Source organism: Nocardiopsis sp. CNS-639, from assembly GCF_000381685.1.
Classification (GTDB): Bacteria; Actinomycetota; Actinomycetes; order Streptosporangiales; family Streptosporangiaceae; genus Nocardiopsis; species Nocardiopsis dassonvillei.
Window position 1 is genome coordinate 1 of the sequence record NZ_KB906893.1, and the last position, 26,678, is coordinate 26,678.

General features: G+C 72.4%; 23 protein-coding genes and 1 pseudogene. 14 read left to right on the top strand and 10 right to left on the bottom strand.

The window, feature by feature from the left end; all coding sequences use genetic code 11:
* Nucleotides 1-90: 90 nt before the first annotated feature.
* A pseudogene (locus G011_RS0128805) lies at nt 91-411 on the bottom strand (alcohol dehydrogenase catalytic domain-containing protein); the annotation flags it as partial.
* Between the two features lie 328 nt (nt 412-739).
* On the opposite strand from G011_RS0128805, the gene G011_RS0128810 reads away from it, so the two are divergent.
* From G011_RS0128810 to G011_RS30435, 10 genes are all read left to right on the top strand, one after another.
* Entirely contained in the window at nt 740-1,582 is an 843-nt protein-coding gene (locus tag G011_RS0128810) for an alpha/beta hydrolase (protein WP_019611508.1), read from the top strand.
* Nucleotides 1,579-2,592, top strand: a complete 1,014-nt coding sequence (locus G011_RS0128815) for a daunorubicin/doxorubicin resistance ABC transporter ATP-binding protein DrrA (protein WP_019611509.1) — start codon at nt 1,579-1,581, stop codon at nt 2,590-2,592. The genes G011_RS0128810 and G011_RS0128815 overlap by 4 nt, the downstream gene beginning before the upstream one ends.
* A gap of 47 nt (nt 2,593-2,639) precedes the next feature.
* Nucleotides 2,640-3,491 carry an ABC transporter permease gene (locus tag G011_RS0128820; RefSeq protein ID WP_026338765.1) on the top strand — a complete coding sequence of 284 codons (852 nt, stop codon included), beginning with the start codon at nt 2,640-2,642 and terminating at the stop codon, nt 3,489-3,491.
* 260 nt (nt 3,492-3,751) lie between these two features.
* On the top strand, nt 3,752-5,500 hold the full coding sequence (locus tag G011_RS0128825) for an MFS transporter (protein WP_019611511.1): 1,749 nt from the start codon (nt 3,752-3,754) through the stop codon (nt 5,498-5,500).
* Between the two features lie 109 nt (nt 5,501-5,609).
* Nucleotides 5,610-5,999: a VOC family protein gene (locus G011_RS0128830; protein ID WP_013152306.1), complete on the top strand. Its 390-nt coding sequence runs from the start codon at nt 5,610-5,612 to the stop codon at nt 5,997-5,999.
* 10 nt (nt 6,000-6,009) lie between these two features.
* A complete protein-coding gene (locus G011_RS0128835) occupies nt 6,010-6,393 on the top strand; it encodes a VOC family protein (protein WP_019611512.1) in 384 nt (127 codons plus the stop codon).
* 1 nt (nt 6,394) lies between these two features.
* A complete protein-coding gene (locus tag G011_RS0128840; protein WP_019611513.1) occupies nt 6,395-7,387 on the top strand; it encodes a sigma-70 family RNA polymerase sigma factor in 993 nt (330 codons plus the stop codon).
* Nucleotides 7,388-7,648: 261 nt separating this feature from the next.
* Complete coding sequence (locus tag G011_RS0128845; protein WP_019611514.1) at nt 7,649-7,852, top strand: cold-shock protein; 204 nt, start codon at nt 7,649-7,651, stop codon at nt 7,850-7,852.
* 248 nt (nt 7,853-8,100) lie between these two features.
* Nucleotides 8,101-9,612 (top strand): DEAD/DEAH box helicase, encoded by a 1,512-nt coding sequence (locus tag G011_RS0128850; RefSeq protein WP_019611515.1) that lies wholly within the window; start codon nt 8,101-8,103, stop codon nt 9,610-9,612.
* Nucleotides 9,613-10,315: 703 nt separating this feature from the next.
* Nucleotides 10,316-11,110 carry a MerR family transcriptional regulator gene (locus G011_RS30435; protein WP_019611516.1) on the top strand — a complete coding sequence of 265 codons (795 nt, stop codon included), beginning with the start codon at nt 10,316-10,318 and terminating at the stop codon, nt 11,108-11,110.
* A gap of 97 nt (nt 11,111-11,207) precedes the next feature.
* On the opposite strand, the gene G011_RS0128860 is transcribed toward G011_RS30435, so the two are convergent.
* The 7 genes from G011_RS0128860 to G011_RS0128890 form a co-directional block, all read right to left on the bottom strand.
* A complete protein-coding gene (locus G011_RS0128860) occupies nt 11,208-13,100 on the bottom strand; it encodes a S9 family peptidase (RefSeq protein ID WP_019611517.1) in 1,893 nt (630 codons plus the stop codon).
* 180 nt (nt 13,101-13,280) lie between these two features.
* On the bottom strand, nt 13,281-15,116 hold the full coding sequence (locus tag G011_RS30685) for an acyl-CoA dehydrogenase (protein WP_019611518.1): 1,836 nt from the start codon (nt 15,114-15,116) through the stop codon (nt 13,281-13,283).
* A 9-nt stretch (nt 15,117-15,125) separates the two neighbouring features.
* Complete coding sequence (locus tag G011_RS0128870) at nt 15,126-15,869, bottom strand: AfsA-related hotdog domain-containing protein (protein WP_019611519.1); 744 nt, start codon at nt 15,867-15,869, stop codon at nt 15,126-15,128.
* The gene (locus tag G011_RS0128875; RefSeq protein ID WP_019611520.1) at nt 15,862-16,698 is read right to left on the bottom strand and encodes an SDR family NAD(P)-dependent oxidoreductase; all 837 of its coding nucleotides are present in this window, start codon (nt 16,696-16,698) and stop codon (nt 15,862-15,864) included. The genes G011_RS0128870 and G011_RS0128875 overlap by 8 nt, the downstream gene beginning before the upstream one ends.
* Nucleotides 16,695-17,726: a 3-oxoacyl-ACP synthase III family protein gene (locus G011_RS0128880; RefSeq protein WP_064972210.1), complete on the bottom strand. Its 1,032-nt coding sequence runs from the start codon at nt 17,724-17,726 to the stop codon at nt 16,695-16,697. Before G011_RS0128880 ends, G011_RS0128875 begins: the two co-directional genes overlap by 4 nt.
* 677 nt (nt 17,727-18,403) lie before the next feature.
* Nucleotides 18,404-18,919, bottom strand: coding sequence for an ATP-binding protein (locus G011_RS0128885; RefSeq protein ID WP_019611522.1), 516 nt, complete (start codon nt 18,917-18,919; stop codon nt 18,404-18,406).
* Between the two features lie 163 nt (nt 18,920-19,082).
* The gene (locus G011_RS0128890; RefSeq protein ID WP_019611523.1) at nt 19,083-20,228 is read right to left on the bottom strand and encodes a methyltransferase domain-containing protein; all 1,146 of its coding nucleotides are present in this window, start codon (nt 20,226-20,228) and stop codon (nt 19,083-19,085) included.
* A 653-nt stretch (nt 20,229-20,881) separates the two neighbouring features.
* On the opposite strand from G011_RS0128890, the gene G011_RS0128895 reads away from it, so the two are divergent.
* On the top strand, nt 20,882-22,375 hold the full coding sequence (locus tag G011_RS0128895; RefSeq protein WP_026338766.1) for a helix-turn-helix domain-containing protein: 1,494 nt from the start codon (nt 20,882-20,884) through the stop codon (nt 22,373-22,375).
* Nucleotides 22,372-22,854, top strand: a complete 483-nt coding sequence (locus G011_RS0128900) for a hypothetical protein (RefSeq protein ID WP_013152317.1) — start codon at nt 22,372-22,374, stop codon at nt 22,852-22,854. Before G011_RS0128895 ends, G011_RS0128900 begins: the two co-directional genes overlap by 4 nt.
* A gap of 211 nt (nt 22,855-23,065) precedes the next feature.
* On the opposite strand, the gene G011_RS0128905 is transcribed toward G011_RS0128900, so the two are convergent.
* Both G011_RS0128905 and G011_RS0128910 read right to left on the bottom strand, forming a co-directional pair.
* Nucleotides 23,066-23,959, bottom strand: a complete 894-nt coding sequence (locus G011_RS0128905; RefSeq protein WP_019611526.1) for an alpha/beta fold hydrolase — start codon at nt 23,957-23,959, stop codon at nt 23,066-23,068.
* A gap of 34 nt (nt 23,960-23,993) precedes the next feature.
* Nucleotides 23,994-24,359: a VOC family protein gene (locus G011_RS0128910; protein ID WP_019611527.1), complete on the bottom strand. Its 366-nt coding sequence runs from the start codon at nt 24,357-24,359 to the stop codon at nt 23,994-23,996.
* Between the two features lie 157 nt (nt 24,360-24,516).
* On the opposite strand from G011_RS0128910, the gene G011_RS0128915 reads away from it, so the two are divergent.
* Both G011_RS0128915 and G011_RS0128920 read left to right on the top strand, forming a co-directional pair.
* Complete coding sequence (locus G011_RS0128915) at nt 24,517-25,161, top strand: TetR/AcrR family transcriptional regulator (RefSeq protein ID WP_036553282.1); 645 nt, start codon at nt 24,517-24,519, stop codon at nt 25,159-25,161.
* A 147-nt stretch (nt 25,162-25,308) separates the two neighbouring features.
* Nucleotides 25,309-26,670, top strand: coding sequence for an IS30 family transposase (locus G011_RS0128920; RefSeq protein ID WP_081643057.1), 1,362 nt, complete (start codon nt 25,309-25,311; stop codon nt 26,668-26,670).
* The last annotated feature ends 8 nt before the right edge of the window (nt 26,671-26,678 follow it).

Consider the following 26,678-nt stretch of genomic DNA (forward strand, 5'->3'; position numbering starts at 1 on the left):
GCATGTGGTGGCGGGAAACCCGCGGTGGTGAGACCCTACGCATCACCGCAGGTCAACGCTGCTCTCTTGACACAAAGACCCCACATATCAGGTGTCCTGGCCCCGGACGCACATGCGGCAGTGTCCGCAGCCGATCGGGCCGTAGGCCATGTAGGCGTCGCCGACCCGTACGCGCTCGCTCACGCCGTCGCCGAGCGCCTCCACCCATCCGGAGTTCTCGTGTCCCAGGACGAACGGCGGTTTCTGGGCCCCGGTCTGCCCCTCCTTGAAGTGGCGGTACACGCTGACGTCGGAATGGCAGGCGCCCGCTCCCGCCACCCGCAGCAGGACCTCGCCCGGCCCCGGCTCGGGCACGGGAACGTCGGTGAGTGACGGGAACCGCTCGTAGTTCTCGAAGACCACGGCTCGCATGGAGTACCCCCAGGCTCTCGCGGAGAGCGGGCACCGGCGCGCGACGACCGTATTCCTTGGCGCCCGTATGGCCGCTCGACACTGTCCGTCCAGTTCACGGCTGTCCGCCCACCACCTACCCGAAAGCCTTTCGTCTTATTTGTCGCTTTAGTCGGAATTTGACCGTGCGCCGTACGGCCGGGAGTGGTGCCACCACTACCGAACCGGGTGGTCAACGCCAGACCCGGTTCGGGGGGACAGCGCCATGGAGGCCGACCCCGCCGCGGACCTAGCGTGAAGAGGGTTCGTTCCCCCCACCTGTCGGCACTCGAACTTCCCCAGGAGAGTCATGATCGCGGCGGGCCCACGTCACGCTTCGCCCCCCACCCCCCTGCGCTACGAGGAGCGTGAGTGGCACGGCCTGCGGCTCCTGGCCCACGACGAGACCGGAGACGGCCGCATCGTCGAGGCGCTGGGCGACGTGGCCGCGGCCGACCACATCGTGGTCCTGGTCCCGGGCAACGACAACTACCTGGGCAACTACTTCGACGCCAACCGCCCCACCCGACCCCGGGTCAACGGGGAGACGGTCCTGCGCACCATGCGGGCCCTCGCCCCCGAGGAGCGCTCCGCCGTCGTGGTCTGGGTCGGCTACGACACCCCGCGCGGCTTCGCCGAGGCCGCCTTCCGGGGACCGGCCGAACGCGGCGCCGAGGACCTGGCCCGCCTGACGGCCTTCCTGCCCCGCACCGCCCGCATCACGCTGGTGGGGCACAGCTACGGCACCGTCGTGTGCGGGCTGGCCCTGCGGCACGGGCGCGTGGACGAGTGCGTGGCCCTGGGCAGCCCCGGCATGGGCGGGAGCTCCGTCGCCGACCTGGGCTTCACCGGGAACCTGTGGGCGGCGCTGGGCCCCGCGGACTGGATCCGCTTCTTCCCCCGGGGACGCTGGCGGGACCTGGGCCACGGGCCCTCGCCGCTGCGCCCCGGGTTCGGCGCCACCGCCTTCGCCACCGGCCCGATCCCCGGTCACTGCTCCTACTACACCGAGGGCAGCGAGTCGGTGCGCAACATCGCCCTCATCGGCCTGGGCCGCCACGCCGAGGTCACCCGGCCGGACGTGCCCGCCCAGCGCACGCGCCCGGGCTGGCGCCCGGCCGCCGGGGCCCCGGTCGAGGGGGCGGCGTCGTGAGGCCCGCACCCGCTGTCGACGACCGTGTAGCCGAGCACCGCACCGCCGACCCGGTGATCCTGGCCCGGGACGTGCGCAAGGCCTACCCCGGAGCCCGCGGCCGCGCCGCCCTGGACGGCTTCGACCTGGAGGTGCCCCCCGGCGCGGTGCACGCGCTTCTGGGGCCCAACGGCGCGGGCAAGACCACCGCCGTGCGGATCATGTCCACCCTGCTGCGCTTCGACTCCGGACAGGTGCGCGTCGCCGGGTTCGACGCGGCGCGCCAGAGCGCGCGGGTGCGCTCGCGCATCGGCTTCGCCGGTCAGTACGCGGCCCTGGACGAGGTCCTCGACGGGCGGCGCAACCTGGAGATGTTCGCCCGCCTGCACCACCTGCGCGCGCGGGCGGCGCGGGCCCGGGCCGCCGAACTCCTGGAGCGCTTCGGCCTCACCGAGGCCGCCCGCCGCCCGGTGCGCGAGTACTCCGGAGGCATGCGCCGCCGCCTGGACCTGGCCGCGAGCCTGATCCCCGACCCCGCCGTGCTGTTCCTGGACGAGCCCACCACGGGCCTGGACCCGCGCAGCCGCGCCGAGGTCTGGCGGGCCGTGCGCGACCTGGCCGAGGGCGGCACGACCGTGCTGCTGACCACCCAGTACCTGGAGGAGGCCGACCGCCTGGCCGACCGGATCTCGGTGGTCGACGCCGGAAGGATCATCGCCGAGGGCACCCCCGAGGAGCTCAAGTCCCGGGTCGGGGGCGGCCGGGTGGAGGCCGTGGTCGCCGACGCGGACGCGCTCCCACCGGTCGGGGAGGTCCTGGGCCGCGTGGCCGGGGTCCTGCCCGAGGTGGACGCCGACGCCCTGCGGGTGTCGGTGCCCTTCGACGGCCGGGGCGCGGGGCTGGCCAAGGTGGTGCGCGCCCTGGACGAGGCCGGTTTGGACGTGGAGGACATCGCCCTGCGCCGCCCGACCCTGGACGACGTCTTCCTGGGGCTGACGGGCCGTCAGGGCACGCGCGGGGAGGGTTCATGATGTCCGTGACCGAGGCGGGGCCGCAGGCCCCGGAGGAGGGAGGCGTCATGGCGTCCGTGACCGAGGTGGAACGTCCGGTTCCGGAGGAGCCCGGACCCCTGGCGCGGACGCGCTGGGCGGTGGCCGACACCTGGGTGGTGGCGCGCCGCTACCTGCTGCACCTGGTGTACAAGCCCGACGAACTCGTCGGCACGCTGATGGTCCCCGTCCTGGCCGTGCTGCTGTTCGGCTTCGTCTTCGGCGAGGCCATGGGCGCGGTCATGGACGCGCCCGGTGAGGAGTACCGCGAGTTCCTGATGCCCGGGCTGTTCGCGCTGACCATGGCCTTCGGGATCGGCAACACCACGATCGCGGTGGTCACCGACGCCGGGCGCGGCGTGGTCGACCGGTTCCGCACGCTGCCGATGGCCCCCGCCTCCCTGCTGGCCGGTCGCAGCCTGGCCGACGTGCTCTCCGCGGTGGTGGACCTGGCCGTGCTGGCCGGAATGGGGCTGCTGGTCGGCTGGCGGTGGCACGAGGGCCCGCTCTCCGCGCTGGCGGCCCTGGGGCTGCTGTTGCTGCTGCGCCTGGCCTTCACCTGGATCGGCATCTACCTGGGGCTGGTGGTGCGCAGCCCGGAGGCGGCGATGAAGTTCTTCTCGCTGGTCTTCCCGCTGGCCATGGTCGCGGACACCTTCGTGCCCACCGACACCATGCCGGACTGGCTGGTGCCGGTGGCCGAGTGGAACCCGCTGTCGGCGACGGTGATCGCGGCCCGCGACCTGTTCGGCAACCCGGTGGCGGCCAACGACTCCTGGATCGCGCAGAACGCGCTGCTCATGGCGGTGGTGTGGCCGCTGGTGCTGATGATGGTCTTCGTGCCGCTCGCGCTGCGGCGCTTCCGGCGGCTGAGCCGCTGAGGCACCGGCCGGGGCCGGTCCCCGGAGGTCCGGGGCACGGGTCCCACCGGTGCGGCCCGTGCCGACCGTGCCAGAGGCTCCGGTGACCGGGACGGGGCCCGAGCGGGCCGAGGGAACGGCCCCTTCCACCGCCCCGCGCCACGGCGCCGCCCGGAACATCTCCGCTTCTCCGGCCCGGGCCGATGAGTTCTCCCCGCCTTCGGAGTCCGTACACACGAACGAACCGCACCGTGCGGATCCGACGGACGAGGACGACCACGATGAACGGCGCGAAGCCGACCCCCGCACGCGCGGGAGGGCGCGAGTGGCTCGGGCTCGGGGTGCTGGCCCTGCCCACCCTGCTGCTCTCCCTGGATATGAGCGTGCTCTACCTGGCGCTGCCCCACCTGGCCGCCGACCTGCGGCCCTCCGGCAGCCAGCTGCTGTGGATCATGGACGTCTACGGCTTCATGATCGCCGGGTTCCTCATCACCATGGGCACCCTCGGCGACCGCATCGGCCGCAGGCGCCTGCTCATGATCGGCGCCGCCGTCTTCGGGCTGGCCTCCGTGGCCGCGGCCTTCGCGCCCAGCTCCGCCGCGCTCATCGCCACCCGCGCCCTCATGGGCGTGGCCGGAGCCACCCTCATGCCCTCCACCCTGGCCCTGATCAGCAACATGTTCACCGACCCGCGCCAGCGCGCGGTGGCCATCTCGGTGTGGACGAGCTGCTTCATGGGCGGCACCGCCATCGGACCGGTCGTGGGCGGGCTCCTCCTGGAGTGGTTCTGGTGGGGGTCGGTGTTCCTGCTCGGCGTCCCCGTCATGCTGCTGCTCCTGGTGTGCGCGCCCCCGCTGCTCCCCGAGCACCGCGCGCCCGAACCCGGTCGGCTGGACCTGGTCAGCGTCGCCCTGTCCCTGGCCGCCATCCTGCCGGTCGTCTACGGCCTCAAGGCCGTCGCCGAGGGCGGGCCGCTCCTCGGACCGCTCGCCTCCCTCGCCTTCGGGCTGGTCATGGGCGCGGTGTTCGCCCGCCGCCAGCTGCGCCTGCCCGACCCGCTGCTGGACCTCACCCTGTTCCGCCAGCCCTCCTTCGGGGTCGCTTTGGGCGTGATGATGGCGGGCGCGGTCACCATGGGCGGCACGTTCCTGCTGATCAGCCAGTACCTCCAGATGGTCGCCGGGCACTCCTCGCTGGTCGCGGGGATGTGGCAGGTACCCCCGGCGCTGGCGATGATCGCCGCCACCATGGCCGGAGGCCCGCTGGCCGCGCGCGTGGGCCGGGCCAACGTCATCGGCGGCGGCATGCTGGTGACCGCGTCGGGGTTCGCCCTGCTGTTCCTGGTCCCCGTCGAGGGCGGAACGGTGCTCGTGGTCGCCGGGCTGCTGCTGGCCTCGGTGGGGCTGGGGCCCGGCGCCGCGCTGGTCACCGACATCGTGGTGGGCTCCGCGCCCCGGGAGAGGGCCGGGGCCGCCGCGTCGATGTCCGAGACCAGTGGGGAGTTCGGCGTCGCCATGGGCGTGGCCCTGCTGGGCAGCCTGGCCTCGGCGGTCTACCGCGCCGAGGTGAGCGTCCCCGAGGGCCTGCCCGAGGAGGCGGGCCAGACCCTGCCCGCCGCCGTGGCCGTGGCCGCGGAACTGCCCGCGGGCCTGGCCGAGGGCCTGCTCGGTCCGGCACGCGAGGCCTTCACCTCCGGGATCAACCTGGTCGGGGTGATCGGCTGCGCGGCCATGGCCGTGTTCGGAGCGGCCGCCGTGGTCCTGCTGCGCCCCGCGCCGTCGGGGACACCGCAGGAGCGGGAACCGGTGGAGGACCCGGCGGGCGTCGCGGAGGAGAGTGCTCCGGACACGCCCGTGGCCGGGGCCGAGAGCGCCCCGGAGCCCGGCCCGGCGGACGGGCGGCTGGCGGGAGGGGAACCGGACGCGGCGGACCCTGTGGAGGGATCCGGGGCAGAAGAGCCGCCGCGGGCCGATGAGTCCGCGCGCCCCGGCGGGTCAGTACGGGTGAGCGGCACCGGGCGCCGGACCTGAGACCACCCGGAACCGGCGGTCCCGACCGGGGTTCCCGGACCCGGCGGCGCTGACCGGCACAACGGCCCGCACCCGGTGACGCGGACCCGAACACCATCCGGAGGACACCATGGAACGCCCCAACCTCGACGGCATGCTGCTCGCCACCACCGACCCCGACCGCCTGCACGACTGGTACGCCGACGTCCTCTCCCCCCAGGACGACATCGACATGGACGGCTACCGCGTCCTGCGCCTGGGCACCTTCCACCTGCTCATCGACCGCCGGGACGACGTCGCGCCCAGGGCGGGCGACCCGACCCGCATGATCCTCAACGTCGACGTGGACGACGCCCGCGCCGTCGCCGCCCGCGTGGACGCCCGGGGCACCGGGTGGCTGGCGCCCCTGGAGGACCGCGACGGCAGCCTGTTCGGCACCGCCGTCGACCCCGACGGCAACCACGTCCAGATCATCCAGCTCAGCGACGAGCACCGCGCCGCCATGGCGCGCGAGAGTTAGCGAGAAGACCATGTTCGACACCACCAGGGCCTTCGGCTCCTTCGCCGTCCGCGACCCCGACCGGGCCAGGGAGTTCTACGGAACCACCCTCGGGCTCACGGTCGGGCCCGTGGAGGGCATGGAGGAGCACGGCCTGCTCAGCATCGACCTGGGGGAGGGGCGGGCGATCCTCGTCTACCCCAAGCCCGACCACGAGCCCGCGGGCTTCACCGTGCTCAACCTCCCCGTGGACGACATCGACGCCGTCGTGGACGAGCTCGCCCGCCGCGGCGTCGGAACGCTCCGCTACGAGGGCTTCGACCAGGACGGCAAGGGGATCTCGCGGGGCGTCCCGACGGTGGCGTGGTTCGCCGACCCGTTCGGGAACGTGTGTTCTGTCATACAGGAGGCGTAACGTGACGGTCGTGGTGGAACACGCGTCCGACCAGGACTTCATGAGTGCCGCCGATCCCTACCGGCGGGAGCTGTTCGCGCACTGCTACCGCATGCTGGGGTCGGTGCACGACGCCGAGGACCTGGTGCAGGAGACCTACCTGCGCGCCTGGAAGGCCTACGACCGGTTCGAGGGCCGCTCCAGCCTGCGCACCTGGCTCCACCGGATCGCCACCACGGCCTGTCTGACCGCCCTGGACAAGCGCCGACGGCGGCCCCTGCCCACCGGGCTCGGCGGACCCGCCGCCGAGCCCGAGGGCGAACTGGCCGACCGCCCGGAGCTGCCCTGGCTGGAGCCGGTGCCCGACGCCCTGGTCGGCGCGGACGACCCCGGCACGGTCGTGGCCGCGCGCGAGAGCGTGCGCCTGGCCCTGGTCGCCGCGCTCCAGCACCTGCAACCCAGGCAGCGGGCGGTGCTGATCCTGCGCGACGTGCTGCGCTACAGTGCGGCCGAGGTCGCCGACACCCTCGGCGTCTCGGTCCCCGCGGTCAACAGCCTGCTCCAGCGGGCCCGCGCACAGCTGGCCCGGGTCACCCCCGCCGAGGAGGAGGTGGCCGAGCCCCGGCCGGAGCAGCGCGAGGTCCTGGACCGGTACGTCGACGCGTTCGAGTCCTACGACATCTCGGCGATCACCGAGGTGTTCACCGCCGACGCCGTGTTCGAGATGCCGCCCTTCGCCACGTGGGTGCGCGGCGCCGGGCACATCGGCCGCCTCATCGCCGCCCACTGCCCGGCCAGCGGGCCGGGCGACATGGCGCTGGTGCCGACCGCGGCCAACGGGCAGCCCGCCTTCGCGCTGTACATGCGGGGCGGCGACGGCGCCCACCGGGCGTTCGGGATCCAGGTGCTGGAGCTGGCGCCCGGGGGAGACGCGGTCGCCCACGCGGTGATGTTCTTCGACACCTCGCTCTTCCGGCACTTCGGGCTGCCCGCCGTGCTGTCCCCGCGCCGCTGAGGCGGCGGAGGGGCGCGCGGGCGGCCGTCGGCGGTCGCGGGGAGCCGGGGCCAACGCGTTCTCCGGGCGGATCGTTACCACGTTTCTCCGTGCCATGTGACACACGGTATTTCTGCGGCACGGGAGAGAAGGTGTGCTAGGTTCAGTGGAGTTGCAGTCGTGATTCCCGTTGGATGTACATCTTTTTCGGGTTATTGCCGCAGTGACGGGAAAATCGTCAGACCGCGGTTTTCTTCATACTCCCGAACGAGAGGAACACCCATGGCGACCGGCAAGGTCAAGTGGTTCAACGGCGAAAAGGGCTTCGGCTTCATCGAGCAGGACGGCGGCGGCCCCGACGTCTTCGCCCACTACTCCGCCATCCAGGGCACCGGCTACCGTGAGCTCGCGGAGGGCCAGAACGTCGAGTTCGACGTCACCCAGGGTGCCAAGGGCCTCCAGGCCGACAACATCACCCTGATCTGACTGAGCTGAGACTCCTTCCGGGGCAGGGGCCCGCCCTCGCGGCGGCGGCCCCTCCCCGGTTTTGTTTTTCCCGGACCGCTCTTCTGGCCGTCGTTCTCCGACAGGCGCTGGTCCGGTCCTCTGCCACGACCCCGGGTTCTCCGTGCGGGCCGTGGATCCCAAGACTCTTTCCGGCGCACACCCGGTGTCACACGCCGAAGCCCCCGAGGGCTTCCCGCCAGGCACGCGTCGGCGGCGAAAGGCCCCATATGAACCAACCCCGCACCAACGCGCGTCGTGGCCGTCCCTCCGGTGGCTACGGCCGTCAGCGCCCCCACCAGTCCGGCGGCCGCCCCCAGCGCGGCGGCTTCGGCGGACGTTCGGCAGGACGCTCCTCCGGGGAGTTCGCACTCCCCGTCTCCACCACCCCCGCGCTCGACCCGGTCCACGCCTTCGAGGACCTGGAGATGCCCGCGCAGCTGAAGTCGACGCTGGCCCGCCAGGGCCTGACCACCCCGTCGGCCATCCAGGCGGCGACGCTGCCCAACTCGCTGGCCGGACGCGACGTCCTGGGCCGCAGCCAGACGGGTTCGGGCAAGACCCTGGCCTTCGGTCTGGCGCTGCTCGCCCGGTTGGAGGGCCGCGTGGCCGAGCCCCGCCGCCCCCTGGCCGTGGTGCTCGCGCCGACCCGCGAACTCGCCCAGCAGGTGAACGACTCGCTCGCCCCCTACGCCCGTTCGCTGCGCGTGCGCACGACGACCGTGGTGGGCGGCATGCCCATCAGCCGCCAGTCCCGCGCCCTGCGTCAGGGCGTGGAACTGGTCGTGGCCACCCCGGGCCGCCTGCGCGACCTGATGGAGCGCGACGACTGCGTTCTGGACCTGGTGGACGTCACCGTCCTGGACGAGGCCGACCAGATGACCGACATGGGCTTCATGCCGCAGGTCACCGCGATCCTGACGGAGGTGCCGACCGGGGGCCAGCGCATGCTGTTCTCGGCCACCCTGGACCGCAACGTCGACACCCTGGTCCGCCGGTTCCTCGACGACCCGGTGGTCCACTCGGTGGACCCGTCCGAGGGCGCCGTCTCCACCATGGAGCACCACGTCCTGCACGTGTCGCACATGGACAAGCAGGAGGCCGCCACCCGCATCGCGGCCCGCGACGGGCAGGTCATCCTGTTCCTGGACACCAAGCACGCCGTGGACCGGATGGCCAAGCACCTGCTCAACAGCGGCGTCCGGGCGGCGCCGCTGCACGGCGGGCGGTCCCAGCCCCAGCGCACCCGCACCCTCAAGCAGTTCAAGGAGGGCACGGTGACCGCGCTGGTCGCCACCAACGTCGCCGCGCGCGGCATCCACGTGGACGGGCTGGACCTGGTGGTCAACATCGACCCGCCCACGGACCACAAGGACTACCTGCACCGGGGCGGACGCACCGCGCGCGCGGGCCAGACGGGCAGCGTGGTCACGCTCGTGCTGCCCAGCGAGCGACGGGACATGGACAGGCTGATGCGGCTGGCCCGGATCGACGCGCACGTCGCACAGGTGAGCGCCAGCGACCCCGAGCTGGCCCGGGTGACCGGCGCCCGCGAGCCCTCCGGCGTTCCGGTGACCCTGCCCAGCGCTCCCCGGGAGGAGCAGCGCCGCCAGGGCGGTCGCGGTCCGGGTGCACGCGGCGGATCGCGTGGGTCGGCTGCGCGCGGCGGGTCGGCTGGGCGTGGCGCGGCCTCGGGCGGCGGGTCGGCCTCGCGCCGCCGCGGCCCCCGCCGTCCGGCCTAGAAGTGCTCAGCGCACCGGTTACCGGTGCACGGGCCCCGGGTGTTCGGCTCTGCGTGTTCGAGCCCGGGTGCCCGGGCCCGCGTGCTTGGGCCTCGCGTGTTCGGGCCCGGATGTTCGGCCCTGCGTGCTCGGCCCAATCCGGCCCTGGTCCCGAGTGACCGGGCGCCGTGCCCTGGGCGCAGGGGAGTCCGTCCACAGGGGCGGATCGGGGCTTGTCCGGGTGGCGGCGGGCCGGGGACACTGGATTCGGGGGCGCATGGCGCGCTCATGGGAGGCGCGACAGCCCCCGGGTTCGAGTCTACGTATTCCGGCGATCACCGCACCAGCCCGCATCATCCGCCTGTGGAAAAGCGACCGGTCCGCCTGTGGAAAGGCAACCGGTCCGTCCGCCTGCGGAGAGGCGTCCGCCCTGCCCACGAGCGTCCGCCCCGCCCACGAGTGTCCGCCCCGCTCACGCGGGGCGTGACCGGGCTCCACGAAACGACGGATCGTCCGGCAGATATCCGCCCCGTCCATGAGGGCCCGCCCCGCTCACGCGGGGCGTGATCGGGCACCGTATGCCCGGCCGCGCAACTCCCGGTCGGGCACGCGGTCCTCGGCCCACGACGACCGGGCACGCGGTAGGGGTCGTGGAGCGCGGGGTCTGCACTAGCGTTCCTGGTGGAGCGAAGACCGCCGGACCGTGAGCGCGGAGGGGACCGTCATGGCGTGGAGCACCCGTCAACTGGCCGAACTGGCCGGAACGACCCTGCGGACGGTGCGGCACTACCACGAGGTCGGTCTGCTGGCCGAGCCCGAGCGCGGCGCCAACGGCTACAAGCACTACAAGGTCGAGCACCTGGTGCGGGTCCTGCGCGTCAAACGCCTGTCGGACCTGGGGTTCTCCCTGGTGCAGATCGCCGAGATGGGGGAGGCCGACGCCTACCCCGAGCAGGAGCTGCGGGCCCTGGACGACGAACTCGCCCAGGCCATCGAACGCCTGCGGCGGATGCGCGAGGAGCTGGCCCTGGCGCTGCGCGGGTCCGGGCCGACCGAACTACCGCCCGACATGGCCCTGGCCACCGCCGGGATCGCCATGACCGAGGCCGACCGTTCGCTGGCCGCGGTCATGGCGCGCCTGTTCACGCCGCAGACGCAGCGGGCCCTCACGGAGTTGGCGCGCGCCTACGGCTCCGGTGCCTCCGACGAGGAGTTCGACAACCTGTCGGCCGACGCCGACGAGCGGACCCGGCAGGAGCTCACCGAACGGCTGTGGCGCGCCTCCCGCGACCTCCTGTCCGACCGTCCGGAGCTGCGCATCTCCCAGGCCACGACGGCCATCGACCGGCACAAGGCCGCGCAGGCGTTCACCACGGCTCTGAACGACCTGTACAACCCCGCCCAGCTCGACGTCCTCGACCGCCTCTCCCGCGCGGCGATGGCGGACCAGCAGGCTGAAGAGCGGACGGACCAGCAAGCCGACCAGCAGGCCGAAGCGCAGGCCGACCAGCGGTCCTGACCGGTCGCGGGCCCGCGGTCGTCGGTCCCACCCGGCCGGGAGGCGCGGGGGAGGGATGGGCCCCGGCCGCCCCCGTGCGGCCGGGGCCCATCCGGGCTCAGCCCCGGCGTCCGCCGAGGTGGCGGGCGAGGAAGCGCTCGGCCGTGCGGTGGAGGTCGAGCTGGTTCTCCGGGTTGACGAACCCGTGTCCCTCGTCCTCCTTGAGCAGGTACTCCACGTCCACGCCGCGCTCGCGCAGCGCGGCGACGATGTTGTCGGACTCGGCCTTGACGACCCGGGCATCGTTGGCGCCCTGCGCCACCATCAGCGGCGCGGTGATCCGGTCCACCCTGCTGATCGGTGAGCGGGCCAGCATGTCGGCCTCCTGCTCGGGGACGGCCGGGTCGCCCACGTAGCGGTACCAGTTGTTGACCAGCGCGGGCCGCACGAACGCCGGTTGGTTGCGCATGAAGTTGGCCAGGTCGGAGATGCCGACGTAGTCGATGGCGGCGGCGAAGCGGTCGGGGGTGAAGGCCGCCCCGACCAGCGCGGCGTAGCCGCCGTAGGAACCGCCGAAGATCGCCACCCGGTCGGGGTCGGCGTAGCCCTGCGCGACGGCCCAGTCCACGGCGTCGATGAGGTCGTCGTGCATCTTCCCGGCGAACTCGCCGATCGCCGCCTTCATGTGGGCCTTGCCGAACCCGACGGAGCCGCGGAAGTTGACCTGGAGCACCGCGTAGCCCCGGTTGGCCAACAGCTGCACGGTCGGGTCGAAACCCCAGGTGTCCCGCGCCCACGGGCCTCCGTGCACCATCAGCACCATCGGCAGGTTCTCGGGCTCCACGCCCACCGGCAGGGTCAGGTACGAGGGCAGTTCCAGCCCGTCCCGGGCGGGGATCGTGACGGCCGTCATCGGCGCCATCGCCTCGGGGTCCAGGTGCGGGTGGGGGCGGAACAGCAGCCGGGACTCGCCGGTGGAGTGGTCGTAGAACCAGGTCGCGCCCGGGTCGCGGTCGTGGGTGAAACCCACGATCCACCGCCGTCCGTCGGCGTCGGACGACAGGCCCGCCACATCCCCCTCGGACAGCTTCTCCAGGTTCGCCAGCACCTCGGCGAAGTGCGGGTCCAGGGCGTGGATGACCTGTCGCTCGCCCAGGTAGCGCACTCCCAGCAGCTCACCCCGGTGGTCGAGGATCAGCGGCGGGGGAAGGGTGGAGACCTGTGCGCGCGTGTCGATGTCGAAGTCCGGGTGGCTGTCCACCTCGGTCTCCTCACCCGTGGACAGGTCGGCTCGCACCAGGCGGGTGCGGTCGGTGCCCTTGCTGGAGCCGACCCACATCCCGGTCCCGTCCGGTGCGACCTGCGCCGGAAAGACGCCCAGCGGATAGTCGGCGCCCTCGTACACCAGGACGCTGCTCGTGGTGTCCGTCGCGGAGTCGTGACGGGAGATCTCGAAGTCGCTGTTCTCGTTGAGAGTGGTGGAGAGCAGCTCGCCCTCCCTGCCCCGCGTCCAGATCCTCGCGGCGCCGGGGCTCTGGGCGAGCATGGTGAGCTCGCCGGTGGCCACGTCGAGTTCGTGCAGGTCGAACTCGGCGGCGTCGCGGGCGTTGAGCGACACGGTCATTCTCCCCGGGCGTCCCCGGGAGGGCTCGAAGCTCACCACCCGGGCGCCGGGGAAGGGGGTCAGGTCCACCGCGGTGGGCTCGGGGGCCTCCAGGTCGACCCGGAACAGGTGCCAGTTCTCGTCGCCGCCGCTGTCCTGGAGGTAGAGCAGCCAGCGCGGGTCGTCGGTCCACTGGTAGCTCTGCACGCTGCGGACCTCGTCGGCGGTCACGCAGCGCGGGTCGCCGTCGAAGCCCCCGGACGGGGTGAGGTCCTGGACCCAGACGTTGAGCCGGTCCTTCCACGGAGCCAGGTAGGCGATGCGGGTTCCGTCCGGTGAGATCGTCGCATCAGCGCGCTCCGGCGGGCTGAAGAAGTCCTCGACCGGGATCAGGTCGGGCAGTGCCATGTCGTTCCTCTCGTTCGTGCTCGGTCAGACAGGCGAGCTGGGAACCAGGAGAAACCATGCCGACGCGGCACACTCAAGGATCCGTACGTGTGACGGGAGACACCATTGCGGATCGGGGGAGGACGCCCGGCGTCCACCGGAGGCGGGGCGAAGGGCGCGCGGCTCCGGGCGAGGCGGCCGTCACGGGCGGCCGTCCGCGCCCAGCCGACGGGAGTAGTCGGGAAACGCGATCGGCGCCCCGATCTGTTCGAACGGCAGGTCGAGTACGTCCACGAGCGCCTCCGCGTCGACCTTGCCGAGCAGGGACCGGCGCAGGTCGAGCATGACCAGGTACTCCTCGCGGGTGAGGCTGCCGTGGGCCAGGTGCTCAGCCGCCCGGCCGTCGATGGCGTCGAGCGCCCACAGCCCGAACAGGGGCGAGAGGAGTTCCCCGGCGGGCGACCCGGCGAGCGGGGCCGCGGCCTCCTCGAAGGACTCGAAGGCCACCCGCCGCGAGTGCGCGGAGGCGAGCGCGAGCAGCAGCCACAGGTGCCTGTCCCACTGTCGCGGGGGCGCGGCCGCCCCGGCGGAGCCGCCGAGGACGGAGCGGGCGTGCGAGAGCAGGCGCCGCTCGTCCTCGGCGAACAGGTACGACCACATCCGCGGGTCCCCCGGAGAGCGGCCCGGGGGAGGCTCCGGGCGGGGCCGCTCCCCGTCCTCCTCCAGCACCAGTGCTCGCCCCACGTCCAGGAGGATGAGCCGGTTCTCCCCGCCCGCGCTGTTGTAGACGTGGGTGAGGGCCTCGTAGGAGGAGATCCTGTTGGCGTCCAGGGCGCCCTGGGCGCCGCAGCGCCGCCGGGACTCGGCACAGGCCCTCTCCGCCGCCTCGGTGGCCGCGGTCTTGGCCAGGGACAGCTCCCGGCTCACCGAGGCCCAGGGGGTCCAGGCCGCCGTGCCGCCGTCTCGTCCGCCGCCCTCCGGTCCGACCCGGGGCGGACCGCCGCGGGCGCGTGCGCCGCGGACCAGGAAGGTGGTGGCGTAGGCGGCGGCGAGCGCCCCGTACACGGACTCCTGCTGGATCCCGTAGCCGATGACGGGCACCTCCCCGGCGTGCGCGCTCACCGTGACCCGGTGCCGCGAGTACCGGTAGGAGATGCCGGCGGTCGCCCGGGTCACCGCCGCCAGGGCCGTGGCGCCGGCCGCCGAGGCCGCGGAGGAGACCGCCAGCGAACGCGTGAGCCGTCCGCCCCGGTGGGAGGGCGGTTCCTCGAAGAGCCCCTGCGGGGAGATCCCGGCGCTGTCCCGCAGCCAGCGGCCGAATGGTACGGGCGCGTCCCGGAAGGAGACCAGGCAGTGGTCCAGCGGTGAGACACCGCTGTGGGGCAGGCGCGTCACCCGTACGCCGGGGCGGGGTCCGTGCTCGTCGCTGATGTCGACCAGGAAGGGGAAGACCCCGTGCTGGCCGCCGCCGGTGCACAGCTGTGCGTACACCAGGCCCGTCTGCGCGATCCCGGGGGTCCCGACCGTGCCCATGAACTTGGCGTCCTCCGGTTCGGGGGTCGTGATCCTGAAGCCGGGCAGGCTCGGGTCGTACTCGGCCCGGGTGCGTACGGAGACGTGGCTGCCGCCGCGCCCGACCTCGGTGATCAGGACGCTGCCGACCGAGGAGAGGTCGTCGAGCCGGTCCACGGCCTCGCGCAGACCGGGGTTGTCGTCGCCGAGGGTGAGGGCGGCGTTGAGGCACACCTCGTAGTGCACCATCGCGCGGAGGAAGAGGGAAGGGTCGACCACCGCGGCGTGCCCGAGCACGTCGAGGAGTCGTTCGGGCGAGCGCAGGGCCTGCCTGCCCCCTCCGACGCGCCCGTTGAGGACGCGCAGGCGTTCGTAGGTGAGGTGGTGGAACTCCTCCGCGGAGGAGAAGTCGGCCGGCGCGAAGACGGGGTGGTCGAACAGGGCGGCGATCTCCGCCCCGCCGCGGGGCGCGCCGTGCAGGAGCGCGCGGAGCCGGTCGCGCTCCCCGGTGGACGTCGGTGGCATCTGTCCTCCTCAGCCGGACGCGGTTCGGCTCTCGTCGCGGGCGCTTTCGATCACCCTCCGTGACTGGCTCTGTTCTATGCGGTGGATGTCGGGAGGGTCGAAGGCGTGGAAGGAGAAGCGTCCCGTGGCGGCGACACGCCCCTGTTGCAGGTAGGAGACCTCCGCGCGCAGCGGCCGTCTGTCGCCGGAGGCCGGCCCCTGGGGGACGAGGGTGACGCGGACCTCGACCGGCAGCCAGAACAGGAACCGCTCGAAGTCGAACGCGCACTCGTGCATGACCGGGTACGGGGGGAGCCGTCCCTCCCCGGACGGGTACAGTGCCCGGGTGGCCCAGGTCGTGGCCTGGATACCCGCCTCGATGAGCAGCATGCCCGGCAGGTGCTGCCGCTCGGCGGTGTGGTCGTGCATGATCTCGTTGCCGTCGGCGACCACCAGGTCGCACCCGACCGTGTGGCCGCTCACCCGCGGCCGTGCGATGACCACGTTCTCCTGGATGGTCTTGAGCACCTCGGCGCGCGGGAGCGGCGCGGGAGGAGGGGCGTCGAGGAACACGGTCCGCGACCGCCCCGACTCCGCGACGACCTGGTCCAGGTACTCCCAGTCCCGGGGGCCGACGCCGAGGGCGGAGAGCAGGTACCCCTCGCGCAGCTCGCCGGTACGGAGCGCGTGGAGGACCTCCCGGTAGGTCCTGATCTCGGGGTGGAGCCGGGGCGTGGGGAACCCGTCGCCGACGACCCAGAACCGTTCATCCATGCGGGGCCTCCTGAGGGGGCGCGGGCTGGGGCATGGCGGGGAAGGCCGACAGGCCCCCGTCCACCGCCAGGTACTGGCCGGTGACGAAGGCCGCGGCCGGGGAGCAGAGGAACACGGCGGGGCCGGTGACGTCCTCGACCCCTCCCCACCGGCGCATCGGCACGTTGGTGAGGGCGGCCCCGGCCATGGCCTCGGTTCCGTGGACGGGCCTGGTGAGCTGGGTGCGCACCCAGCCGGGGCACAGCGCGTTGACGCGTACCCCGTCCCCGGACCACGCCACGGCCAGGGAGCGCGTGTAGGAGAGCAGGGCGCTCTTGACCGCCCCGTAGGACTCCATGCCCGGAACGGCGACGAGCGCCGCCGCGGAGGACATGAGCAGGACGCAGGCGCGTTCGGAGCGCCGCAGGTGGGGGTGGGCCGCGCGGCACAGTCGCACCGCGGCCAGCAGGTTGAGGTCCACGACCCCCCGCCACTCCTCGTCCGAGGTCTCGGTGACGGGGCGCAGGACCATGCTCCCGTCGGCGTCGGTGTGGGGGCCGCCCGCGTTGTGCACGAGCAGGTCCAGCCCGCCCAGTGCCGCGGCGGTCGCGTCCACGGCGTCGGCGGCCGTCGACGGCTCCCTCAGGTCCCCGGGCACGACCACGGCCTCGCGCCCGAGGCCGGAGATCTCCCGTGCCACCTCCTCCAGGGCCGGTCCGTTGCGCGCGCACAGCCCTACGTGCGCCCCCGCCTCGGCCAGCGCGAGGGCGGTGGCCCGGCCGATGCCCTGGGAGGCACCGGTGACCAGTGCCCTGGCACCGTCGAGGCGGAACTCCTGCGTGACGCTCATGTGAGATCCCCTCCGTCTTCGTCGCGGGTGCGGCCGCGTTCGGTCCCGGTCCAGGTCAGCAGGCCGCAGCCCCAGGTCATGCCGGCGCCGAAGGCCATGAGCAGGACGCGGTCCCCCTCGCGCAGGCGTCCGGTGGCCTCGGCCCGGGCAAGGCCGAACGGCACCGATCCGGCGCCGATGTTGCCCACGAGGTCACCGGTGATGAGGACCCGTTCGGGGGGCACTCCCGCCTGCGCGCAGGCCCTGGCCAGCAGCAGCGGGTTCGGTTGGTGGGATACCACCAGGTCGATGTCGTCCAGGGCGAGGGCGTGCTCCTCCAGGCACTCCTGGACCATGCGCGGCAGCACACGGAGGGTGAACTCGCTGATGGCCCTGCCGTCCATACGGATGGTGTGGCCGCCGGAGGCGACGGTTTCCGGGGAGGCCGGTCGCCGGGTGCCCCCGGAGAAGACCCCGACCAGGTCGGCCCCCCACCCGTCCGCTCCCAGCCGGAGGGGGGACAGGCCCTCCCCGCCGTCCCCCGAGGTCAGCACCACGGCTCCGGCCCCGTCCGCGAAGAGGGAGGCCGTGGCCCGGTCGGCGGGGTCGACGAAACGCGAGTACACCTCGGCTCCGACCACCAGGGCGGGCGGGGCGCCCGGCCTGGCGTGCAGCCAGCACCGCGCGACCTCGAGCGCGTACAGGAATCCGCTGCACGCGGCTCCCACGTCCATGGCGGCCGCGTCGCGGGCGCCGATGCGGCTCTGGATCCGACAGGCCACCGAGGGGCCGAGCTCGTCGGGCAGGGACGTGGCGCTGACGATCAGCCCGACCTGGTCCGGCCGCAGCCCGGCGGAGGTCAGCGCACGCTCGCAGGCCCGCGCGGCCAGGTCCGAGGTCGCCTCGTCCGGGGCCGCGCGCCTGCGCGCCAGCACCCCCGTGCGCTGGCTTATCCATTCCGCGGAGACCCCCGCGTGTTCTGAGATCCGCTCGTTGGAGACCTCTTCTGCGGGCAGGTATTCGCCTACTCCTGATATTCGAACGGGCAAGGGGGCTCCAGGGCGCTGGGCGAGGTGAAGGGGAAAGCGAAGAGCGTCATTCCCGTCGGATGTCGCGGCAAAACTCCTTTTCCGCTGGCAAACGAAGAAGGAGGATGCTTCCTCTAGGGGTGCTGTGAATCCAGGAGTCGGGAGGTCAGACGGGCTGTGGCGGTCGTGTGGATTCCGGGAGCGCGGGAGGTTTTTCGAGGGTGGTTCTTCGTTGTTCCGGTGGGCGTGGGCGGGTTCGGTGGGCCCGGTCTGTTCTGGGTATTCGGGGGTTGCGGGCCCTGTCCTGTTCCTGTGCGGGAAGGGATGGATCTGGTTCCGGGCCGCGGGGGAAATTATTTTCTCCGGGGGAGTTCCGTCCTCGGATGAAAATCCCGGGCACGGCAGGTGCGTAGCTGGTGGATATGTGTGCGAGATGGCATGGGAACGGTCTACCGCCGGCGCTTCGCGGGTGCCGGGCGCGACTGGACGGGACTCCGCCGCCCGGCCCCCGCTCACGTGCCGGGCCCCATGGCGGAGGAGCACTTCGCGACTGGACGGGGGGATCTGCGCCGCCGGGGAGGAGGACCGGTGCGGGGGTCGCCTGCGGCGGCGCGGGGAACGGGCCGGGAGGAGGAACCACCGTTGAACGGCTCAGAGCCCGCGGCCCCGGGCCCAGCTCCAACCCGGGGCCCGCGCTCCTACGCCGCCACCGGGCGCGGGCTCCACCGCGGCGCGAGGTCGAACTCGGCCCAGATCACGCGGCCCCCGTCCTCGCCCGGCGCACCGGCCCGGCGGGTTCCCCAGCGGGCGGAGAAGTGGCCGATGAGCAGCAGCCCCTGCCCCAGCGCGAGCTCCCGCCAGTCCTGGTCCGCCTCCGGACCCGGCACGCTCGCCAGGGCGCCCGGAATCCACCGGTCCGCCACCGACAGCCGCAGGACGCGGCGACCACCGGGGTCATGGCGCAGCACGAGCGTGCGCACCACCTCCGCCCCGCTTCCGCCGGGCAGGACCCGCCCCATGGTGCTGGTCAACATCTCGCTGGCGCACAGCACCACGGCCGCGACCAGTTCCTCGTCGGCGCCCGAGATCCGCGACAGGTCGGCGCGCAGGTCGGCCCGGGCTCTTCGGATGGCCGCCAGGTTGGCGGGGTAGCTGCGGCGCTTCCAGCGTCTGTCCAGGTCGAGCGGTCGCCGTGGGCGTGGCAGGACGGTCATCTGTCTTCTCCTCGGTTCGTGCGACGGCCGCACGGGCGGTTCCCACGGGAACGGCCTCCACGGTCCGTCGGGTCCTGGTGTTCTCTCGTGTCCGTGTGCCTTCATGCCTCGGCGTCCTCGGAGGCCCCGGGGAGCACGCGGCCCCGGCGCTCCACCCGTCCCGTCACCTCATGGCGGCGAAGATCGTGGCCTCGTCGTCCAGCCACACCAGCTGGTGTTCGGCCGACACCGTCAGCCCGAACCGGGTGTGGGCGGGACGCCCCGCCTCCACCCACAGCAGGTGGGCCGCCTCCAACTCGTCGAACAGCCTGCGGGGGCCGTGCTGGCGCACCTCGTAGCCCTGGTCCCGGTGCCCGGGGTCGATGTGCCATGAGGCCCACGACCAGGTCGAGGAGTCCAGCAGGTACACCGTGAACCGCGGATCCTCGGGGCCGCCCCCGAGCCGGACGATCCGGTGCACGTCCGGCATCTGCAACCCCACCGCGAAGGCCCCGTCGGAGTCGCCGACCACCTCTCCCGGATGGAGCCGGGAGAACGTCGTGGTGTGCTCGTCGTCGTCCGGCCGGACGTAGGTCTCCAGCAGGTGGCGCGGGGTGCGGTCCGCGCGCGCCCACATGCGGTCGGTGTGCCCGGCGAACCTGCCGCGCGCGGTCCCGTGCGGGCCGACCACGAGATCGGCCGTCACCCCGTGGTGGAAGGCGGTGCCCCACGGCGTCAGGACGCGTCCGCCGGGCTGGCACTGCGCCACCCAGGCGTAGGGGACGCGCTGCACGGTGACCGCGCTGACCACCCGGTCGTAGGGCGCGCGCCCGGCCCAGCCGCGCATGCCGTCCCCGCTGACCACCAGAGGTGTGAGCCCCGCGCTCATCAGCCGCACCCGCGCCTGTTCGGCCAGCTCGAAGTCGATCTCCACCGAGGTGACGGCGTCGTCGCCCAGGAACCGCGCGAGCAGGGCGGCGGTGTACCCGCTGCCGGTGCCCACCTCCAGCACCCGCATGCCCGGTGCCAGCCGCAGCCGCTGCACCGTCTCGGCCACCGAGGACGGCGCCGGGGACGAGGACGTGGGCTCGCCGGGGCCGTAGCGGGCGCCGTCGTCGACCTGTGTGACGACGGGAACGTCGGCGTAGGCCGCCTCCAGCCACCGCAGTTCGCCGCGGTAGCGGTCCACGGGCACGCCCGTGTCGGGGTCGGCGATCTCGTCGGGCAGGAACAGGTGCCGCGGCACGGCCGCGAAGGCCCCGCGCCACTCCTCGGCCAGAGCGCCCTCCTCGACGAGGCGTTCGACCATCCTCTCGTGCGGGGGGATCATCTGCCGCACCTCCCGCACCGTCTGACGCACTGTGCGCTGACGCCCCGGGCACGCCGGGCGTGCCAGGCGTGCCCGACATACCTGGCACGCTCGGCGTGCCCGGGGTGTTCGACGCGTCCGCCGTAGCTGATGCGCTCGCTGTATCTGACAGGTCCGGAGTGTCCGGCGGACGGAGCGCGTTCGACGCGTCCGGGGTGCTCGGCGGATCCGGTGTGGCCGGGCCGCCCGACGTCCCCGGCGCGTCCGGGACGATCGGAGGTTCTGGTGTGGCTGGTTTGCCCGATGCGCCCGATGCGTCCGGGGTGCTCGTCGTGTTCGACGCGTCCGGGGCACTCGGTGCATCCGACGTGTCCGGCGCTTCCGACGCGTCCGGGACGCCCGCTCCGGTCGCGCCTTCCGCGCCGCCGGACGGGCGCGTCACTCGTGTGAACAGCACCGACACCGGCTCCGGACCCGTGGCCCGCGCCGCCGCCGTGCCCTGCCTGTGGGGTGGAGGTCACCGCTCTTCTCCTCGGGGGGTCCCCGGCATGGACGAACCAGGGTCTTGCGTCCATTACGGGGACGGGAGTTTCCGGGTAAGGATTACTACGGAAGATGTAACGCCGTTCGTCCACGAGGACGGAATTCCGTGCCGATATACACCGGCGGTATGCATGACGAAATCCCAGGTCGGTCCACGTCTTTCCCCGTCACGGGCTTTCTGGGCCCGTGCCGACGTCCTGCGGTCGCTGGCCGAGCACGACGCCGGAGCCCTGTTCGGGCTCGTCCGACAGCACACCGGCGCCAGCCAGCAGACGATCGGCTCCGCCGTCGACATGGCCCAGCCACACGTGAGTGCGATCATGGCGGGAAGGCGCCTGGTCACCGCGCTCAGTACGTGGCAGCGCATCGCCGACGGCCTGGCCATGCCTTCCGAGGCCCGCCGGACCCTGGGCCTCGCTGATTCGGGTGACGAGTATTCGAAGGGCGTTTCCTGGACAGAATCCTCTCTGCAAGAAGGCGATTTATGGTCCGCGTCCAGAACGGCGCAGGACATCGTCGACATCACGCTGAAGGACCTGATGAAACGCAGAGACGCATTCGCGGTCGGCGGCGCGCTCCTGATGGGCGCCGCGCTGACGGAGACGCTGGAACACTGGCTGCTGCCCGGCCCGGCCGCCCCCGGCCTGGTCCGCGGCACCATCGGAGAGGCCGAACTGGGGCGCATCGAGGCCGCCACCGTGGCGCTGCGGCACTGGAACGACCGGTGGCGCCTGGGCGTGCGCCGCAAGGCCGTCGTCGGACAGCTCTCGGAGGTGTCCGAACTCGTGGAGACCCCCCAGCCCGCCTCCGTGCAGAACCGGCTGTTCGCGGTGATGGCCGAACTGTCCAAGACCGTCGCCTCGATGTCCTTCGACGCCGGGGACCACCCCACCGCGCAGCGGTACTACACCCTCTCCCTGCGCGCGCTCCACCAGGCCGGACCCGAACACCGCCCCTACGGCGTCGGGGTCCTGGCCGACATGGCCCGGCAGATGCTCGACCTGCACCGGCCCGAGGACGCCCTGGACATCTCCCGCCTCGCGCTCGACAGCGCGGACTCCACCGGCGCGCCCGCGCTCGTCCGGGCGATGCTGCGCACGCGCGAGGGCTGGTCCTACGCGCGGATGGGCAGGTCGGAGGCCTACCGCCGCACCGTCATCCAGGCCGAGGACCTCCTGGAGGGCGCCAACGGCGAGGAGGTGCCCGACTGGGTGGGCGGCTTCGACCACGCCGAGCTGGCCGGGGTGGTCGGCGCCCGCTACCGCGACCTCGCGGTGCTCCAGGAGGACCCGGGCGCGCGCCGCAGGCACGCCGAGTCCTCCGCCGCCTACATCACCAAGGCGCTCCAGCTGCGCGCGCCCTCCGGCAAGCGCGGCCGCGCCTTCGACCTCATCGGGCTGGGCCGCACCTACCTGTTGCTCGACGAGCCCGCCGAGGCCGCCCGGGTGGTGCGCCAGGCCGCGGCCCTCGAACCCTCCCTGGGTTCGGGCAGGGTGCGCAGACGCCTGCGCGACTGGTACACCGAGTCCGCCACGCACCACCGCGACCCGCACGTGGCCGCGGTCCGCGAGGAGTTATCACATACGCTGCTGCACCATCAGCGAAATGTGAAAGGGATGACGTGACTCGTATCGGAATCACCGGTCATTCGAATCTTTCCGGCGACAGCGTCACTTTGGTGCGCAAAGCGCTGGTGGCGGCACTCGACCCCCACGCCGACGACAGGCTCGTCGGCGTCTCCTGCCTGGCGCGCGGCGCTGACCAGCTCTTCGCCGAGGCCGTGCTGGATGTCGGGGGCAGACTGGAGGTGGTGCTGCCCTCGGCCGACTACCGCGAGGCCAAGGTCAAACCCGCCAACCTCGACCGCTTCGACGACCTGCTCGTGCGCTCCTCGCTGGTGCGCTACATGCCGCACCGGCGGGCGGGCCGCGCCGCCTACGAGGACGCCAACGAGGCCGTCCTGGACTGGGTGGAGCTGATGTTCGCGGTCTGGGACGGCCAGCCCGCCGACGGTAGGGGCGGGACCGCCGACGCGGTCGAGGCGGCGCGGGTGAGGGGAGTGCCGGTGGAGGTCATCTGGCCGGAGGGAGTCCGGCGGGACTGAACCGGGAGCCCCGCCCCGCTCCGTCCTGCGCGGCGCGTGGCGGGGCGGTACGGGCCGGTTCCGGGGTGCGTGCCGGAGCGGACAGGCCGGGCGACCCGGTCGTGTGCGTCCGAAACCCCGGCCAGTGTCGGGAGAGGGCGTGGTCGGGACCGGACGGTCCTGACCACATCCGGCCAACGCCGCTCCGGCCGGTCGGCACTGCCCCGGTCGGTCAGCGCCGCTCCGGTGCGCCGTCCAACGCGCCGTGCAGTGCTTCGGCGAAGGCGCGGGGATGGGTTCCGAAGCCCGTGTGGTCGCCCGGGAAGGCGACCGGCTCCGTGCCCAGGAGCCGCACCAGCGCGAGCCCGATGTCGTGGATGGGCTTCCCGGCGGAGGCGTCGCCCAGAGCCACCGTCACCGGGACCCCGCCCTCCCGCAACGCCTCCACGTCCGGCCGGTACAGCGACAGCGGCATCAACCCGTGGGCCAGGAAGTACCCGAAGTTGCCGCTGACCCGCTCGAAGGTCTCGGGGTCCTCGTGCATCGGCCCCTCCGTCGCGGCGCCCTCCGGCTCCGGCCCGTCCTCCTCCCGCGCCTCCCCGTCCTCCTCGTCCAGGCCGTTGAGCGCCATGAACTTGCCGATCGCCGCCTCCACGCCCTCGCGCCGGTAGGTGTCGTAGACCTCCCGGTCGCGGGCGAGCACCTCGGAGGGGTCGTCCAGCAGCATGAGGCAGGGCGGCTCGTGGGCGAGCAGCGCGCGCACCGCCTCGGGGTGGCGCACGGCCATGTCGAGCCCGATCTGGGCGCCCGCGCTGTTGCCGAACACGTAGGCCGGCCCCCCGCCCACCTCGGCGACCAGCCTGGCGGCGTCGTCGCTGTGCACCTCCACGCGTTGGTCCTCGGGCTCGCCGTCCAGCTTGCTGCGCGAGTTGCCGCGGGGGTCGTAGGCCACGGTCGTGTAGCGGTCGGTCAGCTGCTCGGCTAGGGCGGTGTAGACGCCCGCGTCCTGCGGGCCGCCGGGGATCATCAGCAGCACGGGGCCCGAACCGCGGACCTCGTAGTGGATGGTGGCGCCCGGAACCTTCAGTGTGTGCGCTCCCGGTGAGTGGCGCGAGTGGTGCGACATGTCTGCGTCTCCCTGCCTCTTGCGTGCCCGACGGTCAGCCGTCGCTGAGCACCATGCGGTTGCCCTCGCTGTCGCGGAACTCGGCGGCCGTGACCCCCGGCTGCCACATCGCCTCCCCCGGTTCGGTGACGATCTCCACGCCCGCGGCGCGCAGGGCCTCGACCGTGCCCTCGACGTCCTCCGTCACCAGGACCATGACCGGCTCGGCTGACGGGTTCTCGTCCGCGCGGCGCTGGAAGTGCAGGCGGGTCCGCGAGCCGGGGAAGCCGAGCTCGATCCACCGCCACCCGTCGTCGGACATGGGTGCGTCGGTCGCCACGGTGCAGCCGAGGCGGTCGGTGTAGAAGGCCTTGGCCCGCTCCTGGTCGAAGACGGGGAGTTCGGCGAACTTGACGTACATGTGACTTTCCGTTCCCTCTGACGTGCTACCGCGTTCGGTCCGCCTTCAAACTGGACCGTCCAGTACCGCACGTGATGTGGAACTAGACCGTACAGTACCCATAGGACAAAAGGGTCGAAACGAAACCCGGAACGACGAAGACGAGGTGTTGAACAGCGTGAACCCGCCAGCGGAGGAGGAGCTGAGCCGCTCGGCCCGCAAGCGCCGGGCCATCCTGGGTGCCGCGGAGGAGGTCTTTCTGAAGGGCGGTTACCTCGGGACCAACATGGACGAGATCGCCGCGCTGTCGGGTGTGTCGAAGCAGACGGTCTACAAGCACTTCGGCAGCAAGGAGGGGCTGTTCGTCGAGATCGTCACCAGCATGACCTCGGGCGCGGGGGACGTGGTGCGCGACGAGACGCCCGAGCCCGACCGGGTCGAGGACGTGGAGGCCTACCTCAGGGACTACGCGCGTCGGCAGCTCACGGTGGTGCTCACGCCGCGGCTGATGCGGTTGAGGCGGATGGTGATCGGCGAGGTCGCGCGGTTCCCGGAGTTGGCGCGGGTGCTGTACGAGTGCGGGCCGCAGCGGGCGATCGAGGGGCTGACGGAGAGCTTCGCCCGGCTGGGGGAGAGGGGGCTGTTGGCGGTGGAGGAGCCGCTGCGGGCGGCGTCCCACTTCAACTGGCTGGTGATGTCGGAACCGGTGAACCGGGCGATGCTGCTGGGGGACGGGGCCATTCCGACGGAGCGGGAAGTGTGCCAGCATGCGGAGGAGGGGGTTCGGGTGTTCCTCGCCGCTTATGGGGTCGGTGCTTGTTAGGGGAGCTGTGGGTCCTATGGGGTTTATGGGTCCGGTGTCTGTTTTTCGAGAAGTTGGAAATTCGGCTGCTTGTCGCTGGTAAGTTTGCAGGTCGTTGGCTGGGTGGATTCAATTGGTGGTCGCAACACCTTGATTTTGGAGGTGTCGATGCGTGAACCACAAGGCTGGACCTGGGAACCGCCAGGCCCACCACCCCCACGATCACTCAGGACACCCTCGTTGCGCCGCGAGGCGGAACGCCAGTTCTGGCACCACATCACCCAGGGCATGACCAGCGAGAACGCCGCTGTCATGGTCGGCGCGTCGCGCGTGGGCGGCAACCGATGGTTCCGCGAACGTGGCGGCATGGCAACTTTCCTGCTCACCCCACTCCAGGGCCGCTACCTATCGTTTCAAGAGCGCGAAGAGATCGCGGTGCTCCATGCCCAAGACGTCGGGGTCAGACAGATCGCCCGCCAGATCAATCGCGACCCGGCCACCGTCTCCCGGGAGCTGCGCCGCAACGGTACCGCTCACCGCGGCCGTCTCTACTACCGGGCGTTCATCGCCCAGAAAAAAGCGGAGGGCAGAGCCCAACGACCCAAACCGGCCAAACTCCTAGGCAACGAACCACTGCGCCAGTACGTGCAAGAGCGGTTGTGCGGGCACATCCAACGCAGCGACGGCACACCGGTGCCCGGGCCGCGAACGCCACCGTGGAAGGGACGTAACCGACCTCGGCGCAAGGACCGCCGATGGGCCACCTCCTGGAGCCCGGAGCAGATCTCCCGGCGCCTGAGGAGGGATTTCCCTGATGATGAGTCCATGCGTATCTCTCACGAGGCCATCTACCAAGCGCTTTATGTGCAGGGGCGGGGCGCGCTCAAACGCGAGTTGGTCGCGTGCCTGCGCACCGGTCGCGCGTTGCGGGTGCCGCGAGCCCGAGCTCGCGCTCGGGCAGGCTCTCATGTGGCCGCGCAGGTGATGATCAGCCAGCGACCCGCTGAGGCCGCCGACCGGGCGGTGCCGGGCCACTGGGAGGGGGATCTGATCCTGGGGACAGGGCGGTCGGCGATTGGCACCTTGGTGGAGCGCAGCACCCGGTTCACCATGTTGGTTCATCTGCCCGGGTGGGGACGCCCCGGTGGGTCGGGTGCGGGGGTGATGCGTCAGGCGTTGGTCGCGCAGATGGTGGTGTTGCCCGAGCAGTTGCGGCGTTCGTTGACGTGGGATCAGGGCGGGGAACTGGCTCAGCATGTCCGGTTCAGGGTCCAGACCGGAATCGCGGTGTATTTCGCTGATCCGCACAGTCCGTGGCAGCGGGGTACGAACGAGAACACGAACGGGTTGTTGCGGCAGTACTTTCCCAAGGGCACGGATCTGGCGCGGTGGAGTGCGCAGGATCTGCAGGCTGTTGCCGCGGCGTTGAACGGGCGTCCGCGTAAGACGTTGGGGTGGAAGACTCCGGCTGAGGCTTTGGAAGAACAGCTAGCCTTGCTACAACAAGCCGGTGTTGCGACCACCGATTGAATCCGGTC

What these genes read in the sequence shown, in the direction of transcription:
- G011_RS0128810 (WP_019611508.1), top strand. Translation starts at nt 740, where the DNA reads ATGATCGCGGCGGGCCCACGTCACGCTTCGCCCCCCACCCCCCTGCGC.
- G011_RS0128820 (WP_026338765.1), top strand. Translation starts at nt 2,640, where the DNA reads ATGGCGTCCGTGACCGAGGTGGAACGTCCGGTTCCGGAGGAGCCCGGA.
- G011_RS0128825 (WP_019611511.1), top strand. Translation starts at nt 3,752, where the DNA reads ATGAACGGCGCGAAGCCGACCCCCGCACGCGCGGGAGGGCGCGAGTGG.
- G011_RS0128830 (WP_013152306.1), top strand. Translation starts at nt 5,610, where the DNA reads ATGGAACGCCCCAACCTCGACGGCATGCTGCTCGCCACCACCGACCCC.
- G011_RS0128835 (WP_019611512.1), top strand. Translation starts at nt 6,010, where the DNA reads ATGTTCGACACCACCAGGGCCTTCGGCTCCTTCGCCGTCCGCGACCCC.
- G011_RS0128845 (WP_019611514.1), top strand. Translation starts at nt 7,649, where the DNA reads ATGGCGACCGGCAAGGTCAAGTGGTTCAACGGCGAAAAGGGCTTCGGC.
- G011_RS0128850 (WP_019611515.1), top strand. Translation starts at nt 8,101, where the DNA reads ATGAACCAACCCCGCACCAACGCGCGTCGTGGCCGTCCCTCCGGTGGC.
- G011_RS30435 (WP_019611516.1), top strand. Translation starts at nt 10,316, where the DNA reads ATGGCGTGGAGCACCCGTCAACTGGCCGAACTGGCCGGAACGACCCTG.
- G011_RS0128860 (WP_019611517.1), bottom strand. Translation starts at nt 13,100, where the DNA reads ATGGCACTGCCCGACCTGATCCCGGTCGAGGACTTCTTCAGCCCGCCG.
- G011_RS30685 (WP_019611518.1), bottom strand. Translation starts at nt 15,116, where the DNA reads ATGCCACCGACGTCCACCGGGGAGCGCGACCGGCTCCGCGCGCTCCTG.
- G011_RS0128870 (WP_019611519.1), bottom strand. Translation starts at nt 15,869, where the DNA reads ATGGATGAACGGTTCTGGGTCGTCGGCGACGGGTTCCCCACGCCCCGG.
- G011_RS0128875 (WP_019611520.1), bottom strand. Translation starts at nt 16,698, where the DNA reads ATGAGCGTCACGCAGGAGTTCCGCCTCGACGGTGCCAGGGCACTGGTC.
- G011_RS0128885 (WP_019611522.1), bottom strand. Translation starts at nt 18,919, where the DNA reads ATGACCGTCCTGCCACGCCCACGGCGACCGCTCGACCTGGACAGACGC.
- G011_RS0128890 (WP_019611523.1), bottom strand. Translation starts at nt 20,228, where the DNA reads ATGATCCCCCCGCACGAGAGGATGGTCGAACGCCTCGTCGAGGAGGGC.
- G011_RS0128895 (WP_026338766.1), top strand. Translation starts at nt 20,882, where the DNA reads ATGACGAAATCCCAGGTCGGTCCACGTCTTTCCCCGTCACGGGCTTTC.
- G011_RS0128905 (WP_019611526.1), bottom strand. Translation starts at nt 23,959, where the DNA reads ATGTCGCACCACTCGCGCCACTCACCGGGAGCGCACACACTGAAGGTT.
- G011_RS0128910 (WP_019611527.1), bottom strand. Translation starts at nt 24,359, where the DNA reads ATGTACGTCAAGTTCGCCGAACTCCCCGTCTTCGACCAGGAGCGGGCC.
- G011_RS0128920 (WP_081643057.1), top strand. Translation starts at nt 25,309, where the DNA reads ATGCGTGAACCACAAGGCTGGACCTGGGAACCGCCAGGCCCACCACCC.